Annotated in this window: 14 protein-coding genes and 1 pseudogene; 7 read left to right on the plus strand and 8 right to left on the minus strand. The window is 74.3% G+C overall.

Features of this window, described 5'->3' with window-relative positions; translation table 11 throughout:
• The 4 genes and pseudogenes from ACFWA9_RS17365 to ACFWA9_RS17380 form a co-directional block, all read right to left on the minus strand.
• A pseudogene (locus ACFWA9_RS17365) lies at positions 1 to 552 on the minus strand (hypothetical protein); the annotation flags it as partial.
• Positions 549 to 4,769 (minus strand): glycoside hydrolase family 38 C-terminal domain-containing protein, encoded by a 4,221-nt coding sequence (locus tag ACFWA9_RS17370; RefSeq protein WP_380388018.1) that lies wholly within the window; start codon positions 4,767 to 4,769, stop codon positions 549 to 551. The pseudogene ACFWA9_RS17365 and the gene ACFWA9_RS17370, both read right to left, overlap by 4 nt.
• Before the next feature lie 103 nt (positions 4,770 to 4,872).
• Entirely contained in the window at positions 4,873 to 7,320 is a 2,448-nt protein-coding gene (locus ACFWA9_RS17375; protein WP_380388020.1) for a discoidin domain-containing protein, read from the minus strand.
• 385 nt (positions 7,321 to 7,705) lie between these two features.
• Positions 7,706 to 8,782 (minus strand): LacI family DNA-binding transcriptional regulator, encoded by a 1,077-nt coding sequence (locus tag ACFWA9_RS17380; protein WP_352295522.1) that lies wholly within the window; start codon positions 8,780 to 8,782, stop codon positions 7,706 to 7,708.
• Between the two features lie 132 nt (positions 8,783 to 8,914).
• Here ACFWA9_RS17380 and ACFWA9_RS17385 point away from each other — a divergent pair, with 132 nt between their 5' ends.
• The 7 genes from ACFWA9_RS17385 to manA all read left to right on the plus strand — a co-directional run bounded on the left by ACFWA9_RS17385 (position 8,915) and on the right by manA (position 19,289).
• Positions 8,915 to 10,201: a sugar ABC transporter substrate-binding protein gene (locus tag ACFWA9_RS17385; RefSeq protein WP_352295524.1), complete on the plus strand. Its 1,287-nt coding sequence runs from the start codon at positions 8,915 to 8,917 to the stop codon at positions 10,199 to 10,201.
• 318 nt (positions 10,202 to 10,519) lie between these two features.
• Positions 10,520 to 11,392: a sugar ABC transporter permease gene (locus tag ACFWA9_RS17390; protein WP_359803926.1), complete on the plus strand. Its 873-nt coding sequence runs from the start codon at positions 10,520 to 10,522 to the stop codon at positions 11,390 to 11,392.
• Between the two features lie 4 nt (positions 11,393 to 11,396).
• Positions 11,397 to 12,338: a carbohydrate ABC transporter permease gene (locus ACFWA9_RS17395; protein WP_380388022.1), complete on the plus strand. Its 942-nt coding sequence runs from the start codon at positions 11,397 to 11,399 to the stop codon at positions 12,336 to 12,338.
• 67 nt (positions 12,339 to 12,405) lie between these two features.
• Positions 12,406 to 13,719 carry a glycosyl hydrolase gene (locus ACFWA9_RS17400; RefSeq protein WP_380388024.1) on the plus strand — a complete coding sequence of 438 codons (1,314 nt, stop codon included), beginning with the start codon at positions 12,406 to 12,408 and terminating at the stop codon, positions 13,717 to 13,719.
• Between the two features lie 81 nt (positions 13,720 to 13,800).
• Positions 13,801 to 16,851 carry an alpha-mannosidase gene (locus ACFWA9_RS17405; RefSeq protein WP_380388026.1) on the plus strand — a complete coding sequence of 1,017 codons (3,051 nt, stop codon included), beginning with the start codon at positions 13,801 to 13,803 and terminating at the stop codon, positions 16,849 to 16,851.
• A gap of 140 nt (positions 16,852 to 16,991) precedes the next feature.
• Entirely contained in the window at positions 16,992 to 17,981 is a 990-nt protein-coding gene (locus ACFWA9_RS17410; protein WP_380388028.1) for an ROK family protein, read from the plus strand.
• A 51-nt stretch (positions 17,982 to 18,032) separates the two neighbouring features.
• Positions 18,033 to 19,289 carry a mannose-6-phosphate isomerase, class I gene (manA, locus tag ACFWA9_RS17415; RefSeq protein ID WP_380388030.1) on the plus strand — a complete coding sequence of 419 codons (1,257 nt, stop codon included), beginning with the start codon at positions 18,033 to 18,035 and terminating at the stop codon, positions 19,287 to 19,289.
• 483 nt (positions 19,290 to 19,772) lie between these two features.
• Here the strand turns inward: manA and ACFWA9_RS17420 are convergent, their stop codons facing one another.
• The 4 genes from ACFWA9_RS17420 to ACFWA9_RS17435 form a co-directional block, all read right to left on the minus strand.
• Entirely contained in the window at positions 19,773 to 20,423 is a 651-nt protein-coding gene (locus ACFWA9_RS17420; RefSeq protein ID WP_380388032.1) for an acyl-CoA thioesterase, read from the minus strand.
• Entirely contained in the window at positions 20,309 to 20,632 is a 324-nt protein-coding gene (locus tag ACFWA9_RS17425) for a hypothetical protein (RefSeq protein WP_329486396.1), read from the minus strand. The genes ACFWA9_RS17420 and ACFWA9_RS17425 overlap by 115 nt, the downstream gene beginning before the upstream one ends.
• Positions 20,633 to 20,863: 231 nt before the next feature.
• The gene (locus tag ACFWA9_RS17430) at positions 20,864 to 21,820 is read right to left on the minus strand and encodes a DUF6528 family protein (RefSeq protein ID WP_380388034.1); all 957 of its coding nucleotides are present in this window, start codon (positions 21,818 to 21,820) and stop codon (positions 20,864 to 20,866) included.
• A 132-nt stretch (positions 21,821 to 21,952) separates the two neighbouring features.
• Positions 21,953 to 23,365: an NAD(P)/FAD-dependent oxidoreductase gene (locus ACFWA9_RS17435; RefSeq protein ID WP_380388036.1), complete on the minus strand. Its 1,413-nt coding sequence runs from the start codon at positions 23,363 to 23,365 to the stop codon at positions 21,953 to 21,955.

Genomic DNA, 23,365 nt, shown 5'->3' on the forward strand with positions numbered 1-23,365 from the left:
GAGCAGGGCCGCCGTCCACCCGCCCGCCGTGACCCAGGCGCCCGGCCCGGCGGCGCGCAGGGCCTCGGCGAGGGCGAGCGGGAGGGTCGCCGGGTCGGCCTCGCAGCCGCCGCCGTCGGGGAAGCCGAGCCGCCAGAGCGCGGGAGCGGGGCGGTCGGCGGTCATCGCCCGGTAGTGGGCCACCTCGTCCGCCCGGGGCCGGACGTCGGCCGTGACGGCCTCGAAGACCGCCCGGACGGCCGCGCTGCCCTCGTACGCGGCGGCCGTGATCGACCCGAGTTCGACGGCGGCCTGCTGGTCGAGGCGGGTGGGGGTGTCGGCGCCGAGCGGCAGCCCGCGCTCGGCACACACGGTGGAGCACAGCTCCTCCGTCAGCACCACCTGGGCGACCCAGCGGGCGAGTTGGCGGTCCTCGGAGCTGCCGGGCCGCGGCAGGGCGGCGGAGCGCGGGCCGGACCGCAGGGCGGCGAGGCGGCGGTCGAGTTCGGTGCGCGGCAGCGGGCGGCCGTCGAGCAGACCGAGGGCGCCGGCCACCGGGGCCCCGGCGGTCACGGCTCCACCACCAGGGCGACGGCCGGGGAGTACTGGCAGCGGCCGAACCACATCACCTTGGCCAGCGCCCAGGAGGCACCCGGCTCGTCGTCCTCGGGAGCCGCGAGCTCGAAGGCGGCGGTCTCGGTGGCGCCGGCGGCGAGGGTGAAGCCGCGGACGGGGGCGCCGACCGCCTCCCACGTCCCCCAGGGTGAGACCAGCTGGAGTTCGCCCCGGATCTCGCCGCGGGTCCGGTTGGCGAGCCGGACGGCGAGGGTGGCCCGCCCACCGGGGGTCAGCCGCAGCCGCTCATCCGCCACCGTCACGGTGAGACCGGTGTCGCGGCCCTCCAGGGACTCGGTGCCCTGGGCGGCGGTCCAGTCCTCGGGCGTCTCCCCGGGGGCGGGCAGCAGGCCGGGGAGCTCGCCGACGGCGAGGGTGACGACGTCCTCGATCCGCTGGTCCTCGTGCGTGATCCGGACGGCGGCGAAGTACAACCCGGGTTCGACCGCCGCCGGCGGGGTGAGCGTGACCGGGAAGCGCAGGTGTCCGCCCGGCTCCAGGCGGTAGGGGCGGGCGCCGAGGCTCGCCGTCCAGCCCTCGGGGGGCAGGACCAGCGCGGCGCCCTCCACCGCGGCGTCCCGCAGCTGGGAGGAGAGGGCGACGGAGAGCTCGACCGGCTCACCCGGCCCGGCCGTCCGCAGCAGGCCGGGCGAGACGCCGACCGACACCGGGAGGTAACCGAGCGGCGCCGGGCCCCGGTTGTGCAGCCAGTAGCGGGCGTGGACCGGCTGGGCGACCTCGGCGACCGCGCCGAGCACCGGGCCGGCCGGGTCGGCGGCCACGCTCGGCCGGGCCAGCACGGTGGCGATCTGCGAACCGGCGAGGTCCAGGGCCCCGTCGACGGAGTCCAGCGGCCGTTCCAGCAGGTCGGCGCGGTGCGGGTCGGTCAGCCCGAGGGCGCCGCCGAGGGTGGCGGTGCGGCCCAGGCCGGTGGACTCGACCAGCCGGACGGTGAGTCGGCCGCCGCCCGGGGCGGTGGCCGAGCCGTGCGCGATCGGGTTGCCGGTCGGCTTGAGGGTGCCCAGCAGCACCTCCCGGGCGGGTTCGACCCGCAGCCAGGAGAGGGTGGCGGGCAACGGCCCCTTCCGTGCGGGGACGATCCGGGCGTACAGCGGGTGGTTGAACTCCTGCCCCTGGGCGGGCAGCGCCTGGGCCCGCCAGTCCCCCGCGCCGCCGACCAGCGCGTAGCTGAACTCATGCGTCCAGTGCTGGAGTTGGAAGGACGCGCCGTCGGGCAGGGTGCGCCGGGGCGGGTCGATCCAGACGCCGGAGGGCCAGCCGGTGCAGGAGCGCATCAGCGAGAGGTGCAGCGCGCCGGTGGCGTCGACCGCGAAGCCGGGCAGGCCGAAGCTCAGCAGTCCGACGCTGTGGTCGGTGAGCCGCTCCGCCGGGTGGAGCGTTCCGGGGCAGACGGCGGTGATCCGGGCGTCGGCGAGGTCGTGGACCAGCGCGGCCGGGTCGGTCACCACCAGGGCGGGCAGCGCCCGCAGGTCGCGCAGGTCGGCGCCGGGCTGCCAGACCTCGGCCAGCGGAGTCAGCGCGGGCACCCAGACGGCGCCGTGCGTCCTGAGCACGGTGGCGTACTCCTCGCCCGCCCGCTCGATCAGCTCCCGGGCGGCGGCATTGCCTTCCGGTCCGCCGAGGACGATCCGGAAGTCCGGCAGGTTGGAGTCGACGTCCAGCCAGCCGTAGCGGGCCCAGTCGGCGCCGGAGGTGGTGGCGGTGACGCCGATCCGGGCGAGCGCGACCACCAGGTCGCGGGCGTCGGCGGCGGAGTCGAGGTCGGGAGTGATCACCTCGGCGACGCCGAGGGCGCGTTCGCCGAGCGGCGCGCCGGCCGGGTCGGTCAGGGCGACCCGGGCGGTGGAGCCCAGGCCGAACCAGGTGTTGGCCGGGTTGTCCAGGGTCCAGGGCGCCTCGGCGGAGTCCACGTCGGGCAGCGCGAAACCGCGACCGACCACCGCGTCGGCGACCTCGCTGACCGGCAGCGCGCCGGGCAGGTCGACCGGGAAGCGCAGCCGCAGCAGGCGGTCGGCGCCGGAGAAGTCGACCACCCTGGTCCGGCAGTCGACCCGGTCGACGCCCCGCCAGAGCGTCACGGTCTGCTCGTACCGGACGCCGTCCACGGTGCCGGCGATCACCAGCCGCTCACCGAGCGGGCCGGTCTCGCGGCGCACGCTCGCCGGCTGCCCGCCGGAGCCGAGGACGGGCCCCTTGGGGACGAGGTGCCACGGGCCCTCGCCGAAGTCGGGGTGCTGCGGGTACTCCTCGTACACCCGCAGCTCGTTGCCGATCCGGCCGTTCTGGATCAACTCCCTCTCGTGCGAAAGATCCTGAATGGACGTCAGTGCGCCGCCCCGGGCCGGGTCGGCGGTCACCCGGTAGCGGGCGTTGGCGACGGTGTGGCCCTCGGCGCGCGACCAGGCGGTGTCCTCCACCCCGTCGGCGGAGGGGACCAGCCGCCAGGTGCGCCAGCCCAGGGCGGGCACCCCGGCGGCCAGGAAGCGCAGGGTGCCGCGGTCCACGCTGCTGGGGACCACGGCGCCGGTGTCGTCCAGGACGAGGACGGCCCGGGAGCACCCCCGCGGCAGCCGGACGGCGACCAGGTCGGTGCGGTCGAAGGAGAGGGTGTTGGTGACGACGACGGCCGAACCGATGCCGGCGGTGTCGATCCGGCCGGTGAGCGCGTCCAGCGACCGGTCCCGGACGTCCGCCGCCAGGTCGTACGCCTCGCGCCAGCCGCCGAGCAGGTCGAGGTAGACCTGGTCGGACTCCGAGCCGGTGATCGCGTCGTGGTGGGCGCCGTAGGCGAGGTGGCGCCAGACCTTGTCCAGCGCGGCCCCCGGGTAGCGGCCGAGCCCCTGCACGGCGGCCAGGGTGGCGAGCTTCTCCGCGTCGACGGCGGCGACCTCGGCGGCCCGCTGGGCCTGCTTGGTGTCGATGTAGGAGACGTCCTTGCCGGTGTAGACCGGGTTCATGTCCCGGGTCTGCGGGCTGGGCCGGCGGCCGGTGGCGGCCAGCTCGGCGCGGACGGCGTCCAGGAAGTCGCGCGGGGTGGCGCAGACGAACCGCGGCCAGAGGTACTTGCGCGCCCAGGAGCGGTGGATCTCGGTGACCCACTTGTTCGGCGGGGTGTAGTCGGTGCCGACGGGCAGCAGCAGGTTCTTCGTCGCGCCGACCGGCTTGAGCTTGCGGTACAGCTCGTAGACGGCCTGCTCGGCGGTGGCGAGGTCGGCGGAGGAGTCCATCCACCAGCCGGCCGAGTAGTGGTGCGGCATGTAGTGGGTGAGCACGCCGTCGCCGGAGGGCGCGATCCACTCGAACTCGCTCGGGAACTGCATCACCCGGGCGTCGTCCTTGGCCTCGCGGAAGTTCTTCTGGATCGGGCCCCACTGGTGGAACGGGCCGCGGGCCCAGGCGCTGCCGGTGAGCCCGGCGGCCGCGAGGTGGCCGGGGAACTGCGGGTCGTGGCCGAACACGTCCAGCTGCCAGGCGGTCCGCGGGTCGCCGCCGAGGATGTCGCGCTGGTAGCCGATGCCGTAGACGATGTTGCGGATGGTGGTCTCGGCACCGGTGAGGTTGGTGTTGGGCTCGTTGTAGGTGCCGCCGACCAGTTCCACCTGACCGCGCTCCAGCAGCAGCCGCAGTGCCGCGCGGCGCTCCGGGTGCTGGTCGAAGTAGGGCTTCAGGTAGTCGACTTCGGCGAGTACGAACCGGTAGACCGGGTCACGCAGCGCGAGGTCCAGGTGCGCGTCGACGAGCGCGAAGCCGTTGCGCTCCCAGAGCGGCCGGGTGGTCGCGTCGGCGGAGAGCAGCTCCCAGGGCGAGGTGTAGGCGGCCTGGGTGTTCCACCAGACCGGGTCGTAGTGGAAGTGCGAGACCAGGTACATCGTCCAGCCGGGTTCGGCCGCCTCGACGACGGCCTCGGCGGTCGCGGTGACGCCGTCCGTCGCCGCGGTCACCAGGACCGGGATCCGGGCCCCGGGCTCGGCGCCGGTGATCTCCAGGGGGACTTCGACCAGCCCCGTGCCGGCCTCCTCGCCGCGTACGCCCGGGCCGGTGACGGTGATCCGGGCGGGCGGGCCGTCGAGGGTCACGCGCAGCAGCTGGCGCGGCGCGTCCTCGGGGCCGGTGAAGAGGTCCGTGCTCTCGACGGCGGTGATGGTGACCGGCACGGGGTGGGTCCTTTCGGAAGACGGAGCGGGTCGGGAGCCGGGACCGGGTCTGGCCCGACGGTTCCCGTCGCATCAGCGCGCGGCGGGAACCGTCGGAAGAGCCCTACGCGCCCCAGGCCTCGAACTCGTAGATCCGGGCGGCGGGGTCGGTGCCCTGGGTGGGCTTGGTCACCGAGAGCCGGACGTAGCGGGCCGTGGTGCTCACCGGGTGGGTGGTGGTCCCGGCGGTGTTGCCGGTGACGGTGGCGACGGTGGTCCACGCGTCGGCGGTGGAGTCGCGCACCTGGATGGTGAAGTCCCGGGTGTTGTACGCCGGGCTCTCACCCCCGGCCGAGGCGTGCTTCACCACGAACCTGCTCAGCGGCTTGGCCGAACCGAGGTCCACCTCCAGCCACTTGGCCGACGTGGTGGTGCACCACTTGTCGCCGTTGCCGCCGTTCACGGTGCCGTTGACGGCCTTGGCCGGGGTCTCGTTGCCGTTGCACTGGCCGGAGGCGGTGGCCGGGCGGTTCAGTGCCAGGTTGCCGCCGACCGGCGGGGCGCCCGTCCAGGAGACCGTGGTGGTGGCGGCGGCGGAGCGGCCGTACTCGGTGGAGACCGCCTCCACCTCGACGGTGGTGGCGCTCTCCGTCCCGGCCCGCTCCAGCTTGTTGACGAAGTAGGCGTCGGACGGCGTCGCGCCGAGGTAGCTGCGGCTGCCGTCGGCGTTGCGCCGGTACAGCTCGTAGTGGTGCACCGAGCCGCTCGCCGAGGCCGTCCAGGAGAGCCGCAGCGACTGGCTGGAGCCGGCCACCACGTCACTGGCGCCGAGCACGGTGAGGCCGCTCGGCGCGGCGGGCGCGTCCACCGCGCCGTCGTAGACCGCCAGCTGACCGACCCTCAGGTCGTAGGCCGGGTTGGAGCCTTCGACCTGGAGGCCGATCTGGGCGATGGTGCGGCCGGCGTAGGCGGAGAGGTCGAGGGTGTGCCGCTCCCACCCGGCACCGGAGTTCGCGCCGACGTCGACGGTGGTGAAGGTGCCCGGTGCGTCGGTGAAGGAGATCGCGGCCTTCAACCCGGTCGCCCCGGCGGCCGGGGTCTTGAGCACCAGCGAGAGCTTGCTGTCCGCCGCGACCGGCAGCCTGCTCTGGTAGAGGCGCACGGTGTTGGTGGCGTCCAGCTTGCCGCTGAGCCGCAGCGAGGAGCCGCCCTCGTAGGCGTCGGTGAAGTCGACGGACGGCGTCAGCTTGGTGCCGCTGGAACCGACCAGCCAGCGGTAGGTCGGCGGGACGTCCTGGAGCGAGAGGTTGTTCCAGCCGCCGGTGGCGACCCGGCCGCCACCGGCGTTGTAGAAGTCGCCCTGACCGGTGGAGAAGTTGGTGACGAAGGGCTTCGCGGTGATCGGCGAGGACTCGGCTATGTAGGTCGACAGGCCCTTCCAGTTCGACGACGTGGCGGTGTTCGACGGGTCGTTGTTGGCGCCGACCCAGTAGCGGGAGTCCTTGGCGTAGAAGTCGGCGCGGTCGGTGGCGGACTTCCACGTCCACTCGGGACGGTAGAGCCCGAGCGAGGTGGTGTGCGCCTTGCCGGCCGGGAAGAGCGCGTTCCAGTCGACGCCGGTGTTGTAACCGTTGGACTCGGTGTCGATCCCGGAGTAGAGGTCGTACTCGTCGCGGCCGAGGCCGCGGGCCAGCGAGCGGGACGAATCCAGCCCGCCGGAGCTCCAGTTGAAGTTCAGGAACATCGAGTCGGAGGTCCGCTTGGCGCCGTCCTGGAGGAAGGAGTCGTTGGCGGAGGTCAGCGCGTTCTGCCAGGACACCGAACCGGACTCGGTCATCGCGTCGTACCACATGTACTCGGTGCCGGTCTGCGCCTTGGTGTACTGCATGAGGTTGCGCACCTCGCCGGCCAGCGCCGAATCCCCGCCGCCGGTCTCCTGGTTGATGAACCAGCCGTCGAAGCCGTAGTACTGGGCGGCCTGGGTGAGCTTGTCCGCGACCGGGTAGCGGGAACCGGACTTCTGGACGAAGTCGCGGACCCACTGCAGCTGGCCGCCGTAGGCGGCGGGCGGGAAGAAGACGGTGCCGTAGACCTTGACGCCGTTGCGGTGCGCGGCGTCGATGACGGTCGGGTTGGGGGCGAGGATCAGGCCCTCACCGGCCGAGCCGCCCCAGAACACCAGCTTGTCGACGTACTGCCAGTAGCCGAAGGCGTAGTAGTTCGGGTCGGCCGAGCCCTGGGAGGGGTTGTTGGAGGTCGGGCCGAAGGAGACCAGCGAGGCCACCTTGCCCTCGCCGGCCCGGGCGTTGGGGTTGGCCTTGAGCGCCGGGTCGCTGGTGCGCGGCCGGAGCGGGACGCGGGACCGGTTGAAGCGGGCGTCCGGGTCGGTGGCCGGGTCCCAGTTCAGGATGGTGTTCGGGTACCAGTAGGAGGCGTAGGGCTGGGTGCCGGCGGCCGCGGCAGCGGCCGGGGTGGCCGGTGCCGGAGCGGGATCCGCGTGGGCGGTGGGCGCGGCGCCGAGGACGGCGGCACCGAGGGCGGCGCTCAGCAGGAGGGGGAGACGTCGTGACATGCGGTGGCTCCGATCGAGCGGAGGAGGGTGGGGGCGGAGCCGCCCGCGAGGGGCGGTCCGGATGCATGTGCGAGGTACGTGCGGTGGTACGGGTGGGCGTGGTGGCGCGGGTGCGGTGGCGCCGAGCGCGGGAAATCGCCGCCCGGCCGGCCCCGGCCCACTCGGTGCCGGACGGCCGAGAGGCCGACGGTGCGAGGCACAGCGGAACGGGGAACGGCGGTACGAGGAAGGCGGAACGGCCGAGCACCGGCTCCCGCCCAGGGGGCCCACGGGGCAGCACGGGCACGACGCCCCCGCCGCCCCGGCCGCGACGGCCCGGGGCCGGGAGCCGCCCGACTCCCCGCCCACCGTGGCGCGCCGAGCGGACCGGCTCGGCGCTGCGAGGCTAAACCGGTTCAGACCGACTGTCAACGGCCCCGGCAACAGCCACCCCTGAGGGTGATTCGGGGCCCGGCGGTGAGGTGGACTCACGGACCGTGAGGCGCGGCGTGGGCATCTGCAGGTCCCGGCCGGGGCCGGTCCCGTCGATCACCGCGAGCAGGCTGCTCGCGACCTGCTCGCCGAGCGCGAAGGTGTCCCGGCTGAGCGCCGTCAGCGGCGGGTGGACGATCCGGGCGAGCACCGAGTCGTCGAAGGAGACGATCGACAGCTCCCCGGGCACCGCCACGCCCATCTCGCCGGCCACCCCCAGGCCGGCCACCGCCATGACGTCGCTGTCGTAGACGATCGCGGTGGGCCGCCGGGGCCGGGAGAGCAGGGCCCGGGTGGCGGCCGCGCCCTCGGCGTCGCTGAAGTCGGTCGGCACCGAGACCGCCTCCTCCAGGTCCAGCCGCCGGGAGGCGTCGCGCAGGGCGCGGATCCGGCGCTGGGTGTGCTGGAAGTGCGGCAGGCCGGCCAGGTGGGCGATCCGGCGGTGCCCGATCGCGGCCAGGTAGTCGACGATCGAGAGCATCGCCTCCCGGTCGTCGGCCCAGATCCGCAGCGGCCCGCCGCCCTTGCCGGGGCCGCCCAGCACCACGGCGGGCAGGGCGAGTTCCTCCAGCGCCTCCAGCCGCGGGTCGCGCACCTGGAGGTCGACCACGATGAAGCCGTCGACCCGGTGCTCGGAGGCCCAGCGCCGGTAGACGCCGATCTCGGCGGCGGTGTCCTCGACCACCATCAGGTGCAGCGCGACCGCGTGGGCGGAGAGCACCGCCTGGAGGCCGGAGAGCAGTTGGCTGAAGAACGGCTCGACCCCGATGGTGCGGGCGGGGCGGGCGATCACCAGCCCGACCGCGTCGGCCCGGGCGCCGCCCAGGGCGCGGGCGGCGCTGTGCGGCCGCCAGTTCATCTCCTCGGCGACCCGGAGGATCCGGGCCCTGGTCGCCTCGCTCACCCCGGGGCGCCCGTTGAGCGCGAAGGACACCGCGCCCTTCGAGACCCCGGCCTGGCGCGCGATGTCGGCGATGGTCGGTCTGCCCACAGAATCCGACTCCTCTCTTGACATCCAAGTTTAGGCGGGAGCATAGTCCCTGCAACAGCTAGACCGGTTTAGTAAGTCAGGTTCTGTACGTCAGCACAATCCCCCACCCACCCCCTGGACCGGGAGACCCTCATGCGAAGAATCTGGGCGGCACTGACGATGGCGGCGGTCACCACCGCCACGCTCACCGGCTGCGGACTCGGCTCCGACACCAAGAGCGACGACACCGCGGCGAGTGCGGCCGCCACCGGTGACGTCAAGGGCAAGGTCTCGCTCCAGACCTGGGCACTCAAGCCGAAGTTCACCGATTACATGCAGAGCGTGATCGACGGCTTCAAGCAGAAGTACCCGGGCGTCGAGGTCGACTGGCTCGACCAGCCCGGCGACGGCTACTCGGACAAGGTGCTCAGCCAGGCCGCGGCCGGCGGCCTGCCCGACGTGGTCAACCTCCCGCCGGACTTCGCCCTCCCGCTGGCCAGGCAGAACCAGCTGCTGGACATCGCCAAGGCCGACCCGAAGCTCGCCGACGAGTACGTCGCGGGCGGCGTCGACGCCTACCGCTTCCGCGGCATGGACGGCACCTACGGCTACCCCTGGTACCTCAACACCGATGTGAACTACTGGAATTCGGAGCTGTTGACGAAGAACGGCCTGGATCCCAAGGCCCTTCCCGGCACCCTCGACGAACTGATCGCCCAGGCGCGGGTGTTCAAGGAGAAGTCGGACGGCTCGACCTACCTGATGAGCCGCAAGCCCGGCCTCGGCGACCTGGTCAACGCCGGCGTCAAGGTGATGTCGGACGACGGCAAGTCCTTCACCTTCAACACCCCCGAGGCCGCCGCGCTGCTCGACAAGTACCGCGCGGCGTTCAAGGAGGGCCTGCTGCCCAAGGACGTCCTGACCGACACCTACGCCGGCAACTCCAAGCTCTTCAACGCCGGCACCGCGGGCTGGACCACCGGTGGCGCCAACTTCATCACCAGCGTCGCGACCGACAACCCGACCCTCGCCCCGAAGATCGTCTCCTCCCCCGCGACGGGCACGCCGCCGCTCTACGTCCAGGGCCTGTCCGTCCCGAGGAACAGCAAGAACCCGGCCGCCGCGGTGGCCCTCGCCCGCTGGGTCACCAGCGCCGAGAACCAGGCCAAGTTCGCCCACCTGACCAGCATCTTCCCGTCCACCAAGGCGTCCGCCGGCGACCCGTTCTTCAGCAAGAGCGACGGCACCAACGCCGGTGACGCCAAGGTCGTCGCGTTCACCTCGCTGGCCAAGGCGAAGATCCTCCAGCCGGTCGAGGTCGACGACGCGATGGGCACCGTCATCAAGCAGCAGATCGCCCTGGCGATCAGCGGCGACGCGACCTCGAAGCAGGCCCTGGACACCGCCGTCGAGCGCTGCAACCAGCTGCTCAAGGGCTGATCCGACCCCGGACGAGCCCCCCGGCCGTACCCCGTACCGGTGGCGCGGCGGCGTCCTCCCCCAGGAGCCGCCGCCCGCCGGGGCTGCCCGCACCGGTCGCACCGACCGCACCGACCGGCCACCCCCGACCGCCCGCACCGCCCGCACCGGCCGCACCACCCGCACCGGCCGCCGGCACCACCCTCGGCCCGCCGGGACCCGGCCGCGACACCCCGGCCGCAGCCCCCGCCGCGGCTCCCCGGCCCGGCGGCCACCGGCCCCGGCCCGCACCGCACCACCCCCGGGGACCCACCCTCCCCGCCCCAGGAAGGCATCGGTATGACCCACCGGCGTTGGTTCACCCCCTGGCTGCTCGCCGGGCCCGCGATCATCTGGCTGGTCGTCTTCAACCTCTGGCCGACGATCAACACGGTGATCCTCTCGTTCACCAACGCCAAGCCCCTGGGCGGCGGCCGGTTCACCGGCCTCGCCAACTACGAACGCATCTTCAGCGACGAGCAGTTGGCCGACGCCCTGCTCAACAGCATCGTCTACCTGCTGATCTGCCTCCCGCTGCTGACCGTCCTGCCGCTGCTGCTCGCCCTGCTGGTGCAGCGCAAGCTGCCCGGCATCACCTTCTTCCGCACCGCCTTCTACACCCCGGTGATCGCCTCCGCCGTCGTGGTGGCGCTGATCTGGGGCTGGGTGCTCGACGACCGCGGGCTGGTCAACGGCCTGCTGCAGCAGACCGGGCTGGCCGACTCCCCGGTCGCGTTCCTGACCGACCGCTGGCTGCTGCTGCTCAGCTCGATCGCGCTGACCACCTGGAAGGGCCTCGGCTACTACATGGTGATCTACCTGTCGGCGCTGGCCAACGTCGGCCGCGAGCTGCACGAGGCCGCCGCGGTCGACGGCGCGAGCGCCTTCCGCCGGTTCTGGCACGTCACCCTGCCCGGGGTGCGCCCCACCATGATGCTGATCTCGGTCCTGATCTCGGTCTCCTCGCTGCGCGTCTTCTCCGAGCTGTACGTGCTCTCCAACGGCACCGGCGGCCCCGGCGGCCGGGACATGTCGGTGGTGATGCTGATCCAGATGTACAGCCGTGGCTTCACCGGCCACCTGGGCTACGCCTCGGCGCTCAGCCTGCTGCTGTTCGTCATCACCCTCGGCCCGATGCTGCTCCTGACGCGCCTGAACCGGAAGGCGGACTGACCCCGTGACCCGACCCGCCACCCCCACCGGGCCCGCCCAGGCACCCGCCACGGCGCCGGTCCCCGCCCCCCGCGAGCCCGCGGACCGCCCCGCCGCCGCCCGGCGCGCCCGGAGCTTCAACTCCCCCTCCCCCGCCCAGACCGCGCTGCGCTACCTGCTCCTGCTGGTCGTCCTGCTGCTGGTGATCGGCCCGTTCCTCTGGCAGCTCTCCACCTCGCTCAAGGGGCCGGGCGAGGACGTCTACACCAAGCACCCGAGCTTCTTCCCGCAGGACCTCACCTTCGCCAACTACGGCAAGGTCGCCGACACCATCCCGGTCTGGACGTACGCGGCCAACTCGCTGGTCGTGGCCGCGATCGCGATCTTCGGCAACGTGGTCGGCACCACCCTGGCCGGCTACGCCCTGGCCAAACTGCGCTTCCGCGGCGCCCGCCTGGTCTTCGGCCTCTTCCTCGCCACGCTGGTCCTGCCCGGCGAGGTCACCATCGTCTCCCAGTACGTGACGGTCCGCAGCCTCGGCCTGGCCGACTCGCTGACCGGCGTCGCCCTGCCCGGCGCGATCGCCATGCTCAACGTGCTGCTGATGCGGACGGCCTTCGCGGCCGTCCCGCCCGAACTCGACCAGGCCGCCCTGGTGGACGGCGCCTCCGTCTGGCAGCGCCTGTGGCACATCGGCCTGCCGAACGTGCGCGGCATGCTCAGCGTGATCGTCATCTTCACCTTCATCGGCGCCTGGGACGACTTCCTCTGGCCCCTGATCGTGCTCAACGACCCGCAGAAGTACACGCTCACCGTCGGACTCCAGTACCTCAACGGCACGTTCAGCGCCAACCCCCGGCTGATCGCGGCCGGCACCATGATCGCCTTCCTGCCGATCGTCGTGGTGTTCGGCGTCTGCCAGCGCTTCTTCTTCAGGGGCGTCGAGGAGGGGGCCGTCAAGGGGTAGCCGCGCCATCCGCCCGACCCGTCGCCGTACCCGCGACGGCCGCACCCACCGAGGAAGCCCACCGCGCATGACCGCCGCTCAGGACCGCCCGCAGGACCGCGCCCAGGACCGGGCCGGGGACCGCACCCAGGCCCCCGCCGCCCCGCGCTTCGGCGTCAACTACACGCCCAGCGCAGGCTGGTTCCACCACTGGCTCGACTTCGACCTCGACGCCGTCCGCGCCGACCTCGACTCGATCGCCGCGCTCGGCCTGGACCACGTCCGGGTCTTCCCGCTCTGGCCCGTCTTCCAGCCGAACCGGACGCTGATCCGCCCGCGCGCCGTCGAGCAGCTGACCGAGCTGGTGGACGCGGCCGGCGAGCGCGGCCTGGACGTCGCGGTGGACGGCCTCCAGGGCCACCTGTCGAGCTTCGACTTCCAGCCCTCGTGGACGCAGACCTGGCACCGCCGCAACCTCTTCACCGACCCGGACGTGATCGACGGCCAGGCCGCCTACCTGCGCACCCTGGCCGCGGCCCTGCACGAGCGGCCCAACTTCCTCGGCATGACGGTCGGCAACGAGGTCAACCAGTTCTCCGGCGACCCGCACCCCGACCCGGACCGGGCCACCCCCGGGCAGGTCGACGCCTGGCTGCGCCGGATGCTCGCCGCCTGCGAGCAGGGCGCGCCCGGCCGGCTCCACCTGCACGCCTCCTACGACGCCGCCTGGTACTTGGACGAGCACCCGTTCACCCCCTGGCACTCGGCCCGGCTCGGCGCCGCCACCGCCGTGCACTCCTGGGTGTTCAACGGCACCGCCCAGCGCTACGGGGCGCACTCCACCGCCACCGCCCAGCACGCCGCCTACCTGGTCGAGCTCTCCAAGGCCTGGGCGGACGACCCGCACCGCCCGGTCTGGCTGCAGGAGGTCGGCGCGCCGGCCCCGCACATCACCGCCGAGGACGCCGCCCGGTTCACCGGCGACACGGTGGCGGCCGTGCTGGACTGCCCGGACCTCTGGGGCGTCACCTGGTGGTGCTCGCACGACGTCGACCGCTCGCTGGCCGACTTCCCCGAGCTGGAGTACAGCCTCGGCCTGCTCACCACCGACCGCCGGGTCAAGCCGGCCGGCGCCCGGCTCGCCGCCGCCGTCGCGGACCTGCGCGCCGACCGGCGGCCGCCCCGGCCGCGCACCACCGCCGTGGTGGTCGCCACCGGCGACGACGTCACCTCGCCCAAGCGCTCGGTCTGCGGCCCGGGCGGCACCGTCTTCGAGGCGTTCATGCGCCTCGCCGAGGCCGGCGCCCGGCCGACCGCGGTGCTCGCCGAGCGCGCCGAGGACCGCGCCCACCTGGCCGCCCGGGGCATCACCGAGGTCGTCCACCCGGACGACGTACGCTGACGAACCACCGCCCGGACCTCGCGAACGCCGCACCCCGACTCCCCGTCACCACCCCTCAGTCACGCAACGGAGCCTGCTGACATGCACGATGACCGCAGCCTGGTCGAGTCCCGCCTCAAGCGCGTCCTGGAGGAGCGCATCCGACCGGCGCTCTACCCGGAGTCCGTCCCGCTGGAGGTCACGGTCTGGACCGCGCCTGGCGAGCCCGTCCCGGTCGCCGAGGGCCTCGCCGCGCCGCGCACCCCGATCGCCGTCGGCGACGCCTGGGGCGCCCCGTGGAGCACCAGCTGGATCACCGTCGCGGGCACCGTGCCCGAGGCGTGGGCCGGGCGGACCGTCGAGGCGCTGATCGACCTCGGCTTCGACGCCAACATGCCCGGCTTCCAGTGCGAGGGCCTGGTCTACCGCCCGGACGGCAGCCCGGTGAAGGGCCTCAACCCGCAGAACCAGTGGGTGCGGATCGCCGCCCCCGCGGCCGGCGGCGAGCAGGTGCTGCTGCACGTCGAGGCCGCCGCCAACCCGGTGATCCTCGACTACCACCCCTTCCTGCCGACCGAGCTCGGCGACAAGGACACCGCCGGCGACCGGCCGCAGTACAAGCTGGCCAGGATGGACCTCGCGGTCTTCGACGAGACGGTCTGGCAGCTCGTCATGGACCTGGAGGTGCTGGGCGAGCTGATGGAGGAGCTGCCGGTCGACGGCGCCCGCCGCTGGGACGTGCTGCGCGCCGTCGAGCGGTCGCTGGACGCGATCGACCTCCAGGACGTCAACGGCACCGCGGCCGCCGCCCGGGAGCAGCTGGCCGGCGTGCTGGCCTCGCCGGCCGTGCCCTCCGCGCACCGGATCAGCGCGGTCGGCCACGCGCACATCGACTCGGCCTGGCTCTGGCCGCTGCGCGAGACCGTCCGCAAGGTCGCCCGCACCACCGCCAACATGACGGCGCTGCTGGAGGACGAGCCGGACTTCGTCTACACCATGTCGCAGGCGCAGCAGTACGCCTGGATCAAGGAGCACCGGCCCGAGGTCTACGCGCGGGTCAAGAAGGCCGTCGCCGAGGGCCGGTTCGTGCCGGCCGGCGGCATGTGGGTGGAGTCCGACACCAACATGCCCGGTTCGGAGGCGATGGCGCGGCAGTTCGTCCACGGCAAGCGGTTCTTCCTGGAGGAGTTCGGGGTCGAGAACCAGGAGGCGTGGCTGCCGGACACCTTCGGCTTCACCGGCGGGCTGCCGCAGATCATCCGCAACGCGGGCTCCAAGTGGCTGCTGACCCAGAAGATCTCGTGGAGCCAGGTCAACAAGTTCCCGCACCACACCTTCCTCTGGGAGGGCATCGACGGGACGCGGATCTTCACCCACTTCCCGCCCGTGGACACCTACAACTGCTCCATGAAGGGCAAGGAGATCGCGCACGCCGCGCGGAACTTCAAGGACAAGGGCGTGGCCCGGCACTCGATCGCCCCGACCGGCTGGGGCGACGGCGGCGGCGGCACCACCCGCGAGATGATCGCCAAGGCGGCCCGGCTGCGGGACCTGGAGGGTTCGGCCACGGTCCGCTGGGAGCGGCCGGCCGAGTTCTTCGAGAAGGCCGAGGCCGAGTACCCGAACCCGCCGGTCTGGGTCGGCGAGCTGTACCTGGAGCTGCACCGGGCCACCCTGACCAGCCAGGCCAAGACCAAGCAGGGCAACCGCCGCAGCGAGAACCTGCTGCGCGAGGCCGAGCTGTGGTGCGCCACCGCCGCGCTGCGCACCGGGCTGGCGTACCCGTACGAGGAGCTGGACCGGATCTGGAAGACGGTGCTGCTGCACCAGTTCCACGACATCCTGCCCGGCTCGTCGATCGCCTGGGTCCACCGGGAGGCCGAGGCGACGTACGCGGCGCTCGGCGAGGAGCTGGAGGCGCTGATCGAGCGGGCCCAGCAGGCCCTGGCCGGGGATCGGGCGGGCGGGCACGAGCTGGTGTTCAACGGCGCCCCGCACACCCGCTCGGCGGCGCCCGCCGGCGGCGCCGCGCCGGCCTCGGCGGCACCCGCGGACGGCTGCGCGGTCACCGCGCGGGCGGGCGGCGGGTTCGTGCTGGAGAACGGCCTGCTGTCCGTCACGGTGGACGGCGAGGGCCTGGTTGTCTCGGCGGTGGACCTCGCCACCGGGCGCGAGACGGTGGCCCCCGGCGAACGCGCCAACCTGCTCCAGCTGCACCCGGACTTCCCGAACATGTGGGACGCCTGGGACGTGGACCAGTTCTACCGCAACTCCGTCACCGACCTGACCGGGGTGGACGCGCTCACCGTGTCGCTCGCCGCACCGGACGCGGTCGCCGTCCGGGTGGCCCGCTCCTTCGGCTCCTCCACGGTGGTCCAGACGCTGACCCTGCGCGCGGGCGCCCGGCGGCTGGACATCGACACCGAGGTGGACTGGCACGAGACGGAGAAGTTCCTCAAGGCGGCCTTCCCGCTGGACGTGCACACCGAGCGGTACGCCGCCGAGACCCAGTTCGGCCACCTCTACCGGCCCACCCACACCAACACCAGCTGGGAGGCGGCCAAGTTCGAGGCCTGCAACCACCGCTTCGTCCACCTGGACGAGCCGGGCTGGGGCGTCGCGCTGGTCACCGCCTCCACCTACGGCCACGACGTCACCCGCACGGTCCGCGCGGCGGACGGCGGCACCACGACCACGGTGCGGTTCTCGCTGCTGCGCGCCCCGCGCTTCCCCGACCCGCAGACCGACCAGGGCTTGCACCGGTTCCGGCACGCCCTGGTGCCGGGCGCCGGGATCGCCGACGCCGTCCGCGAGGGCTACCTGATCAGCCTGCCCGAGCGGCGGGTGACCGGCACCGCCGACGCCGTCCGGCCGCTGGTGGAGCTGGACGAGGACGCCCTGGTGGTCAGCGCCGTCAAGCTGGCCGACGACGGCAGCGGGGACGTGGTCGTCCGCGTCTACGAGGCCAACGGCGGCCGCGCCCGGGGCCGGCTCACGACCTCGTTCCCGCTGGCCGGGGCGGTGCCCTGCGACCTGCTGGAGCGGCCGTGGGACGGCACCCGCGGCTCGGTGACGGTGAGCGGCGACGGCGTCGAGCTGGCCCTGCGGCCGTTCGAGCTGGTCACGCTGCGCCTGACGGCCGCCACCGGCTGACGCCCCGGTCCGGCCCGGCGGGTGCCCGCCCGACGCCGTCCGTCCGGGCGTCCCCCGGGCCCGCCCGGGCCGGACCTACCCTGCCCCTGTGCCCCCGCCTGCCCGGGCGGGGGCCCCGTCCCCGGTTCTGGAGCCCTGCGATGACCGCCGCCCCGCCCGTCCGCCCGCTGTTCGCCGCCCTCGACATCGGCGGGACGAAGATCGCCGGAGCGCTCGTCGACGAACGCGGGGAGCTCTCCCACCGGCTCCAACTGCCCACTCCCGCTGCGCAGTCCGGCGCGGCCGTGCTGGCCGTGGTGCACCAGGTGCTCGACCGGCTCGCCACCGCGCCCGGCTGGGCCGCGGTGACCGCCGTCGGCATCGGCAGCGCCGGGCCGGTGGACCTGCGGCACGGCACCGTCAGCCCGGTCAACATCCCCGGCTGGCGGGCGTTCCCGCTGGTCGCCGAAGTCGCCGCGCACCCCGCCGTGGCCGGGGCGGCCGTCCCGGTGGCGCTGGCCGGGGACGGCGTCGCGATGGCGGCCGCCGAGCAGTGGCGCGGCGCCGCGCGCGACGCCGCCAACGCGCTCTGCCTGGTGGTCTCCACCGGCGTCGGCGCCGGGCTGGTCCTGGACGGCGCGGTGCGGCCCGGCCCCAGCGGCAACGCGGGCCACCTCGGTCACATCAGCGTCGATCTGGACGGCGACCCCTGCCCCTGCGGCTCGCGCGGCTGCCTGGAGGGGATCGCCTCCGGTCCGGCGATCGCCCGGCGGGCCGTGGCCCGGGGCTGGCGCCCGTCGGACGGGGGCGAGGACCGCTCGGCGCGCGCCGTCGCCGCCGACGCGCTGGCCGGCGATCCGGTCGCGCTCGCCTCCTTCGACCGGGCCGCCCAGGCACTGGCCGCCGGGATCGCCGCCACCGCCGCCCTGGTCGACCTCGACCGGGTGGTGATCGGTGGCGGGGTCGCCGCCGCCGGCGCCCCGCTGTTCGACCCGCTCGCCCGCCACCTCGACCGGTACGCGGCGCTGCCCTACGTCCGGGGCCTCGACGTCCGCCGCGCCGAACTCGGCACCGACGCGGGCCTGATCGGCGCGGCGGCGCTCTGCCGTCCGGCGCCGGCGGGGCGTCAGGCACCCCCGGGCCCGCTGTAGCCGCCCCGTCGGCCCCCTCAGGCCCGTCGGCCCCCTCAGGAGAGGCCCCGCATGCCCACACCCGCCCGTCCCCCGTTCGCCCCGCTCCTTAACCCCGTCCGCGGCTACGCATGGGGGTCCATCACCGCCATCCCCGCGCTCACCGGCACCCCGCCCACCGGCGAACCGCAGGCCGAGCTCTGGATGGGTGCCCACCCGTCCGCGCCCTCGCTGCGGGACGACGGCGCGGGCGCGGACCCCCGCCCGCTGGACCGGCTGATCGCCGAGGACCCGGACGGCGAGCTCGGGCCGGACACCGTGAAGCGGTTCGGGCCGCGGCTCCCCTTCCTGTTCAAGGTGCTGGCCGCCGACCGGGCGCTCTCGCTCCAGGTGCACCCGACCCGGGCGCAGGCCGAGGCCGGCTTCGCCGCCGAGGAGGCCCGCGGCATCCCCCGGGACGCCCCGCGGCGGATCTTCCGGGACCGCGGTCACAAGCCCGAACTGATCTGCGCCCTGGGCGACTTCGAGGCACTCTGCGGGTTCCGACCGGCGCCCGCCACGGCCGGGCTGCTGGACGCACTGGCCGTCCCGCTGCTCACCCCGTGGGCCACCGCGCTGCGCCACCGGCCGGCCGAGGAGGTGCTGCCCGCGATGCTGCGGCACGTCCTGGAGGACGTCCGCCCCGGGCCGGCCGAGCTCGCCACCGTCGGCGCCGCACTGCGGCGGGTCGCCGCCGGCGGCGGACCGTACGCCGCCGCCTGCGCCGCCTACGCGCGGGCGGCCCGGGACTACCCCGGTGACCCGGGCCTGGTCGCCGCGCTGCTGCTGAACCACGTCCGGCTCGGCGCGGGCCAGGCCCTGGCGCTGGACGCCGGGGTGCCGCACGCCTATCTGCACGGTCTGGGCGTCGAGTTGATGGCCAACTCGGACAACGTGCTGCGCTGCGGCCTCACCGCCAAGCACATCGACGTGGACGGGCTGCTGGCGGTGACCTCGTTCCGGACCGGTGAGCCCCCCGTGCTCACCGCCTCCCCTGCCGCCGGGCTCCCTGCGGACGGCTCACCGGCCCGTGGGGGGATCGAGGAGATCTTCCCGTCGCCGGCCGAGGAGTTCCGGCTCTCCCGGCTGCGGCCCACCGCCGCCCCCACCGGGATCGACCTGGCCGCGCCGCAGATCCTGCTCTGTACGGCCGGGCGGGCCCGGCTGCGGAGCGCCGCGGGCCACACCCTCGACCTGCGGCCGGGCGGATCGGCCTACCTGCGGCCGACCGGCGAACCGGTCCTCCTGACGGGCGCCGGCGCGGAGCTGTTCCGCGCCACGACCGGCTGAGCGGCGCGGGCGACCCACCGGACGACCCACGGGACGACCCACGACGGGACGACCCACCGGGTGAGCACCGGACGACCCACCGGGTGAGCACCGGGCGGCTCCCACGGCCGCTTCCGGCCGCCGCCTCGTCAAGGTGTGGGGAGCGCGGCAGCCGGTCGGCGTCCCGGTCGGGTGCTCCGCAGTCGGCGGCGCCATTGCCGCCGCTGCCAACCCCACCGCCGCCGTCCTCGCCGCGGCCGCCCCCGTACCCGCCGCCCTCGCGTCGGCCACGACGATCGCGGCCCGGCCGGGCGCCCGGCGGTGTCCGCGGGCCCGGCCCTCGTGGCCTCGCCCATCGGTCCCGCCCGCGCTGCGGGTCATGCTCGTCCTACGGCCCCGCGGGCCCTGTCCCGGACGCGTCCGTGGTCCCGGACGCCCCGGATGTGCTGGATGTGCTGGATGTGCTGGATGCCGGCAGCGTCATCGGTGCCGGCATCGCCGCCGTCAGCGCGCCGAGGCGCGACAGCGTCGGCGGGCGCGGAGCGCCGAGCCGGGCAGCGGGCTGCGGGCTGCCGACACCGGCACCCGCTGTGACGGCGCCGAGGCCGGCGCCTCGACCGCCTCGCCCGGGACGAACGCCGAGAGAAATCGGCGCTCGGACTGGCTGAGTTTACGGGAACGGCCCGATTCGCGGTCCCGGGCGACCACCACGGTGCGCGCCCGCATATAGGTGAGCGGATCGCGGCAGACATTCACCACCACATGCGCGGAACTCCGGCCCAGCCGCTCCACGGTCAGCCGTACCAGCAATGGCTCCGGCTGGTGGTGCAACTGTTCCAGGTAATCGATCTCGTGCCGTGCGATCAGGAATCCGGACGGAAAGAGGGATTCCCGGACGGCGACCTTGTGGTGGCAGAAGAGGTCGTAAATCCCCTCCTGGACGTAGGAGACCAGCCGGGCGTTGTTGATGTGCCCGTTCTCGTCCACGTCGCTCCACCGGGTGGGGCAGGTCAGGACGTGCGCGTTGGAGTGCGGCGCGCTCACGGCTTCTTCAGCCCGGCATCGCCCTGGCCGCCCGCTCCGGCGGGCAGCAGCGCCCGCCGCAACCGGGCGTAGTAAACGGCGTGTTCGGACGCCATCCGGGCCGCCGTCCACCCCTCCTCGGCGGCCTCGGCGGCAGCCTGGACGACCAGGCTGTCCAGCACCCCGTCGACGGCCCGGCAGAGGTCGGCGACCGCCGCCAGGCGCTCGGGGACGTCGGAGCCGCCGGCCCCGCCCCGGGCCGGGAAGGCCGCGAGGGAGTCCACGGCGAGCCGCAGCTCGTCCACGGCGACCGGCCGGATTTCCGAAATGCTATTACCCATGAGTTTCTCCCGAATTAGCTGAGGCATTCGTCGGATGCGTTCGAACGGACCGGTGCGGCACACACGCAAGCGAGGTACCCCCCGGTGCACTGGACGCTATCCCAGGCTGGGCACCGCATACGAGGTTTGGGCGGCCGCAGGGGAAACTGCCCACCATTGGAGTAGTTTGCCGGGGCATAAAATCTGCCGCATCAGCCGAATGCCACCCCGGGCCGTCACCCTGAGCGACCGTCACCCACTCCAACTGGCCCACCAGCGCGCCTTGTACAACCGCGTACCGCGCAGGGTCCGGGCACCGTCCGGACCGTGGAGTGCCAGGACGGAGGTGCACCAGGAGCAGGCCCCCGCATGGTCGGGGGCGGCGGTGAGCAGCCGCCCGGTGCCGGGTTCGTCGCCGACGCTCTTGATGTCACGCTCCGCGGCCTCGTCGGCGAACCGCACCCGGGTGAAGCGCCCGCCGGCCGGGTCGAACTGCCACAGGTGCTCGGCGGTGCTCACCCAGAACCGGCCCGGCGCGGCGAGCACCGGCGCGAGGTCGTGCCCGCCCGGCTCCGGCAGCGGGATGCTCCGGGCGGCCGTGAGCACCGGCGCGGCCGGTGTGCCGCCCACCCGGAGCGCGGTGAGTTCGTCGTCCCCCACCGCCCAGAGCAGCCGGGTGCGGCCGTCCCACTGGACGCCGTGCGCGCCCTTGAGCGGGTACACCGCGTGGACGGTGCTGCGCGGCCCCCGCGAAGCGGCGTAGAGCCGGACCCACCCGCCCGTGCTGGCCGCGACGGCGACGTTGCCGTCCGGCAGCAGCTCCACGCTGTGCGGGTTGGCGCCGCCGGTGTCGGCGGCCCAGTAGGTGCCGCCGGTCGCGGTGTCGACCACCGCCACCAGCCCGCCGCTGGCGGTGGTCAGCAGGTAGCGGCGCCCCCCGCGCACCCGGCTCTTCGCCTCGTCCGGCATCGACCAGCTGTGCGCCGGGGTGAGATCGGCGAGGTCCGCCGCGCGGTCCGCGCTCCAGGACCACACCACCGGCAGCCGGCCGGGCCCCCGATAGGCCATCAGCTCCTCGGCGCTCTGCAGCAGGAGCACGCTGCGCGATCCCTGGTCCACCACCACGACCGCCCAGCCCGGCCGCACCGGCAGGGCCGAGGCCGTCGGCGCACCGAGCCCCAGTGACACGGCCAGCCCCACCAGTCCCACTCGCCACCTGCGCACCCGCACCGTCCCTCCGCCGTCTCGACCCCGGGACCACCGTGCGTCGTGGCGACCGCCGCTGCCACCGCGGCACGCCCGAACGGCCGCCGGGAGCACGGCCGCTCGGTCGCCCCTCGGTCAGTGCCGTCCGGAGATGGCGTCCGCCAGCCGGGCGAGCGGTGAGCCGGTGGCCCGGCCGGTGGACTCCTGGCGGTCGGCGGCGTGGTACGCGGCGTAGAGGGCGTGCACACCGAGCCAGCGCAGCGGCTCCGGCTCCCAGCGGCGCACCCGGTGGCCGACCCAGGGCAGCCGGGTGAGCTCGGTGTCACGGCCGAGGACGAGGTCGCGCAGGGTGCGGCCGGCCAGGTTGGCGGTGGTGACCCCGCTGCCCACGTACCCACCGGCCCAGCCGAGCCCGGAGGCGCGGTCGAGGTCCACGGTGGCGCACCAGTCGCGGGGGACGCCGAGCACCCCGGCCCAGGCGTGGTCGATCCGGGCACCGGCGGCGGCCGGGAAGAAGCTGTCGAGGATCTCGCGCAGCTGTCGGACGGTGGCCGGCTGGGTGGTCCCGTCCGCGTCGGTGCGCGAGCCGTACCGGTAGGGGACGCCGCGCCCGCCGAGCGCGATCCGGTCGTCCGCGGTGCGCTGCGCGTACATGTAGGCATGGGCGAAGTCGCCGAGGACTTCGCGGCCGGTCCAGCCGGTCCGGGCCCAGAAGGACTCCGGCAGCGGTTCGGTGGCGATCATCGCGGAGTTCATCGGCAGCCAGGTCCGCCGCTCGCCCCGGAGCCCGGCGGTGAACCCCTCGGTGGCGCGCAGCACGTGGTCGGCGGTGACCGTGCCGTGCGGGGTGACGGCGCGGGCCCGGCGGCCGGCGCCGCCCGGCTCGACGGCGGTGACCGGCGTCCGTTCGTGGACGCGGACGCCCAGACCCGCCACCACCTCGGCGAGCCCGCGGGCCAGCTTGGCGGGCTGGACGCGCGCGCCGTAGGGCGTCCAGGTGCCGCCGAGGGTGCCGGCGATCCGGATGCGCTCACCGGTCTCGGCCGCGGTCAGCAGCTGGACGCGGTCCGCGCCGAAGGAGCGCTCGGCCGCCGCGAAGGCCTGCAACCGGGCCAGCTGGGCCGGGGTCCGGGCGACCTCCAGGACGCCGCCCCGGACGAGGTCCGCCTCGATGCGCTCGGCGGCGACGGTGTCGGCCACCTCGCCGACCGCCTCGTCCATCACCCGCTGCATCGCGGCGGCCGGCCCGGCCCCGTACCGGCGGGCGAAGGCCGACCGGCCGGCGAACCCGTTGTAGAGCCACCCGCCGTTGCGCCCCGAGGCGCCGTAGCCGCAGAACCGGCGCTCCAGCACGGTGATCCGCAGTCCGGGGTCGGCCTTCTTGAGGTAGTAGGCGGTCCAGAGCCCGGTGTACCCGCCACCGACGATGCACACGTCCACGTCGGCGTCGCCCGGCAGCGCGGGCCGGGGCTCGGGCAGTCCGGTCTGCGCGTACCAGAAGGAGACGCGGCCGTTGACGGCCGGGGATTCGTCGCCGGTGCGGTCCAC

The organism is Kitasatospora sp. NPDC059973, assembly GCF_042737525.1.
Taxonomy (GTDB): Bacteria; Actinomycetota; Actinomycetes; order Streptomycetales; family Streptomycetaceae; genus Kitasatospora.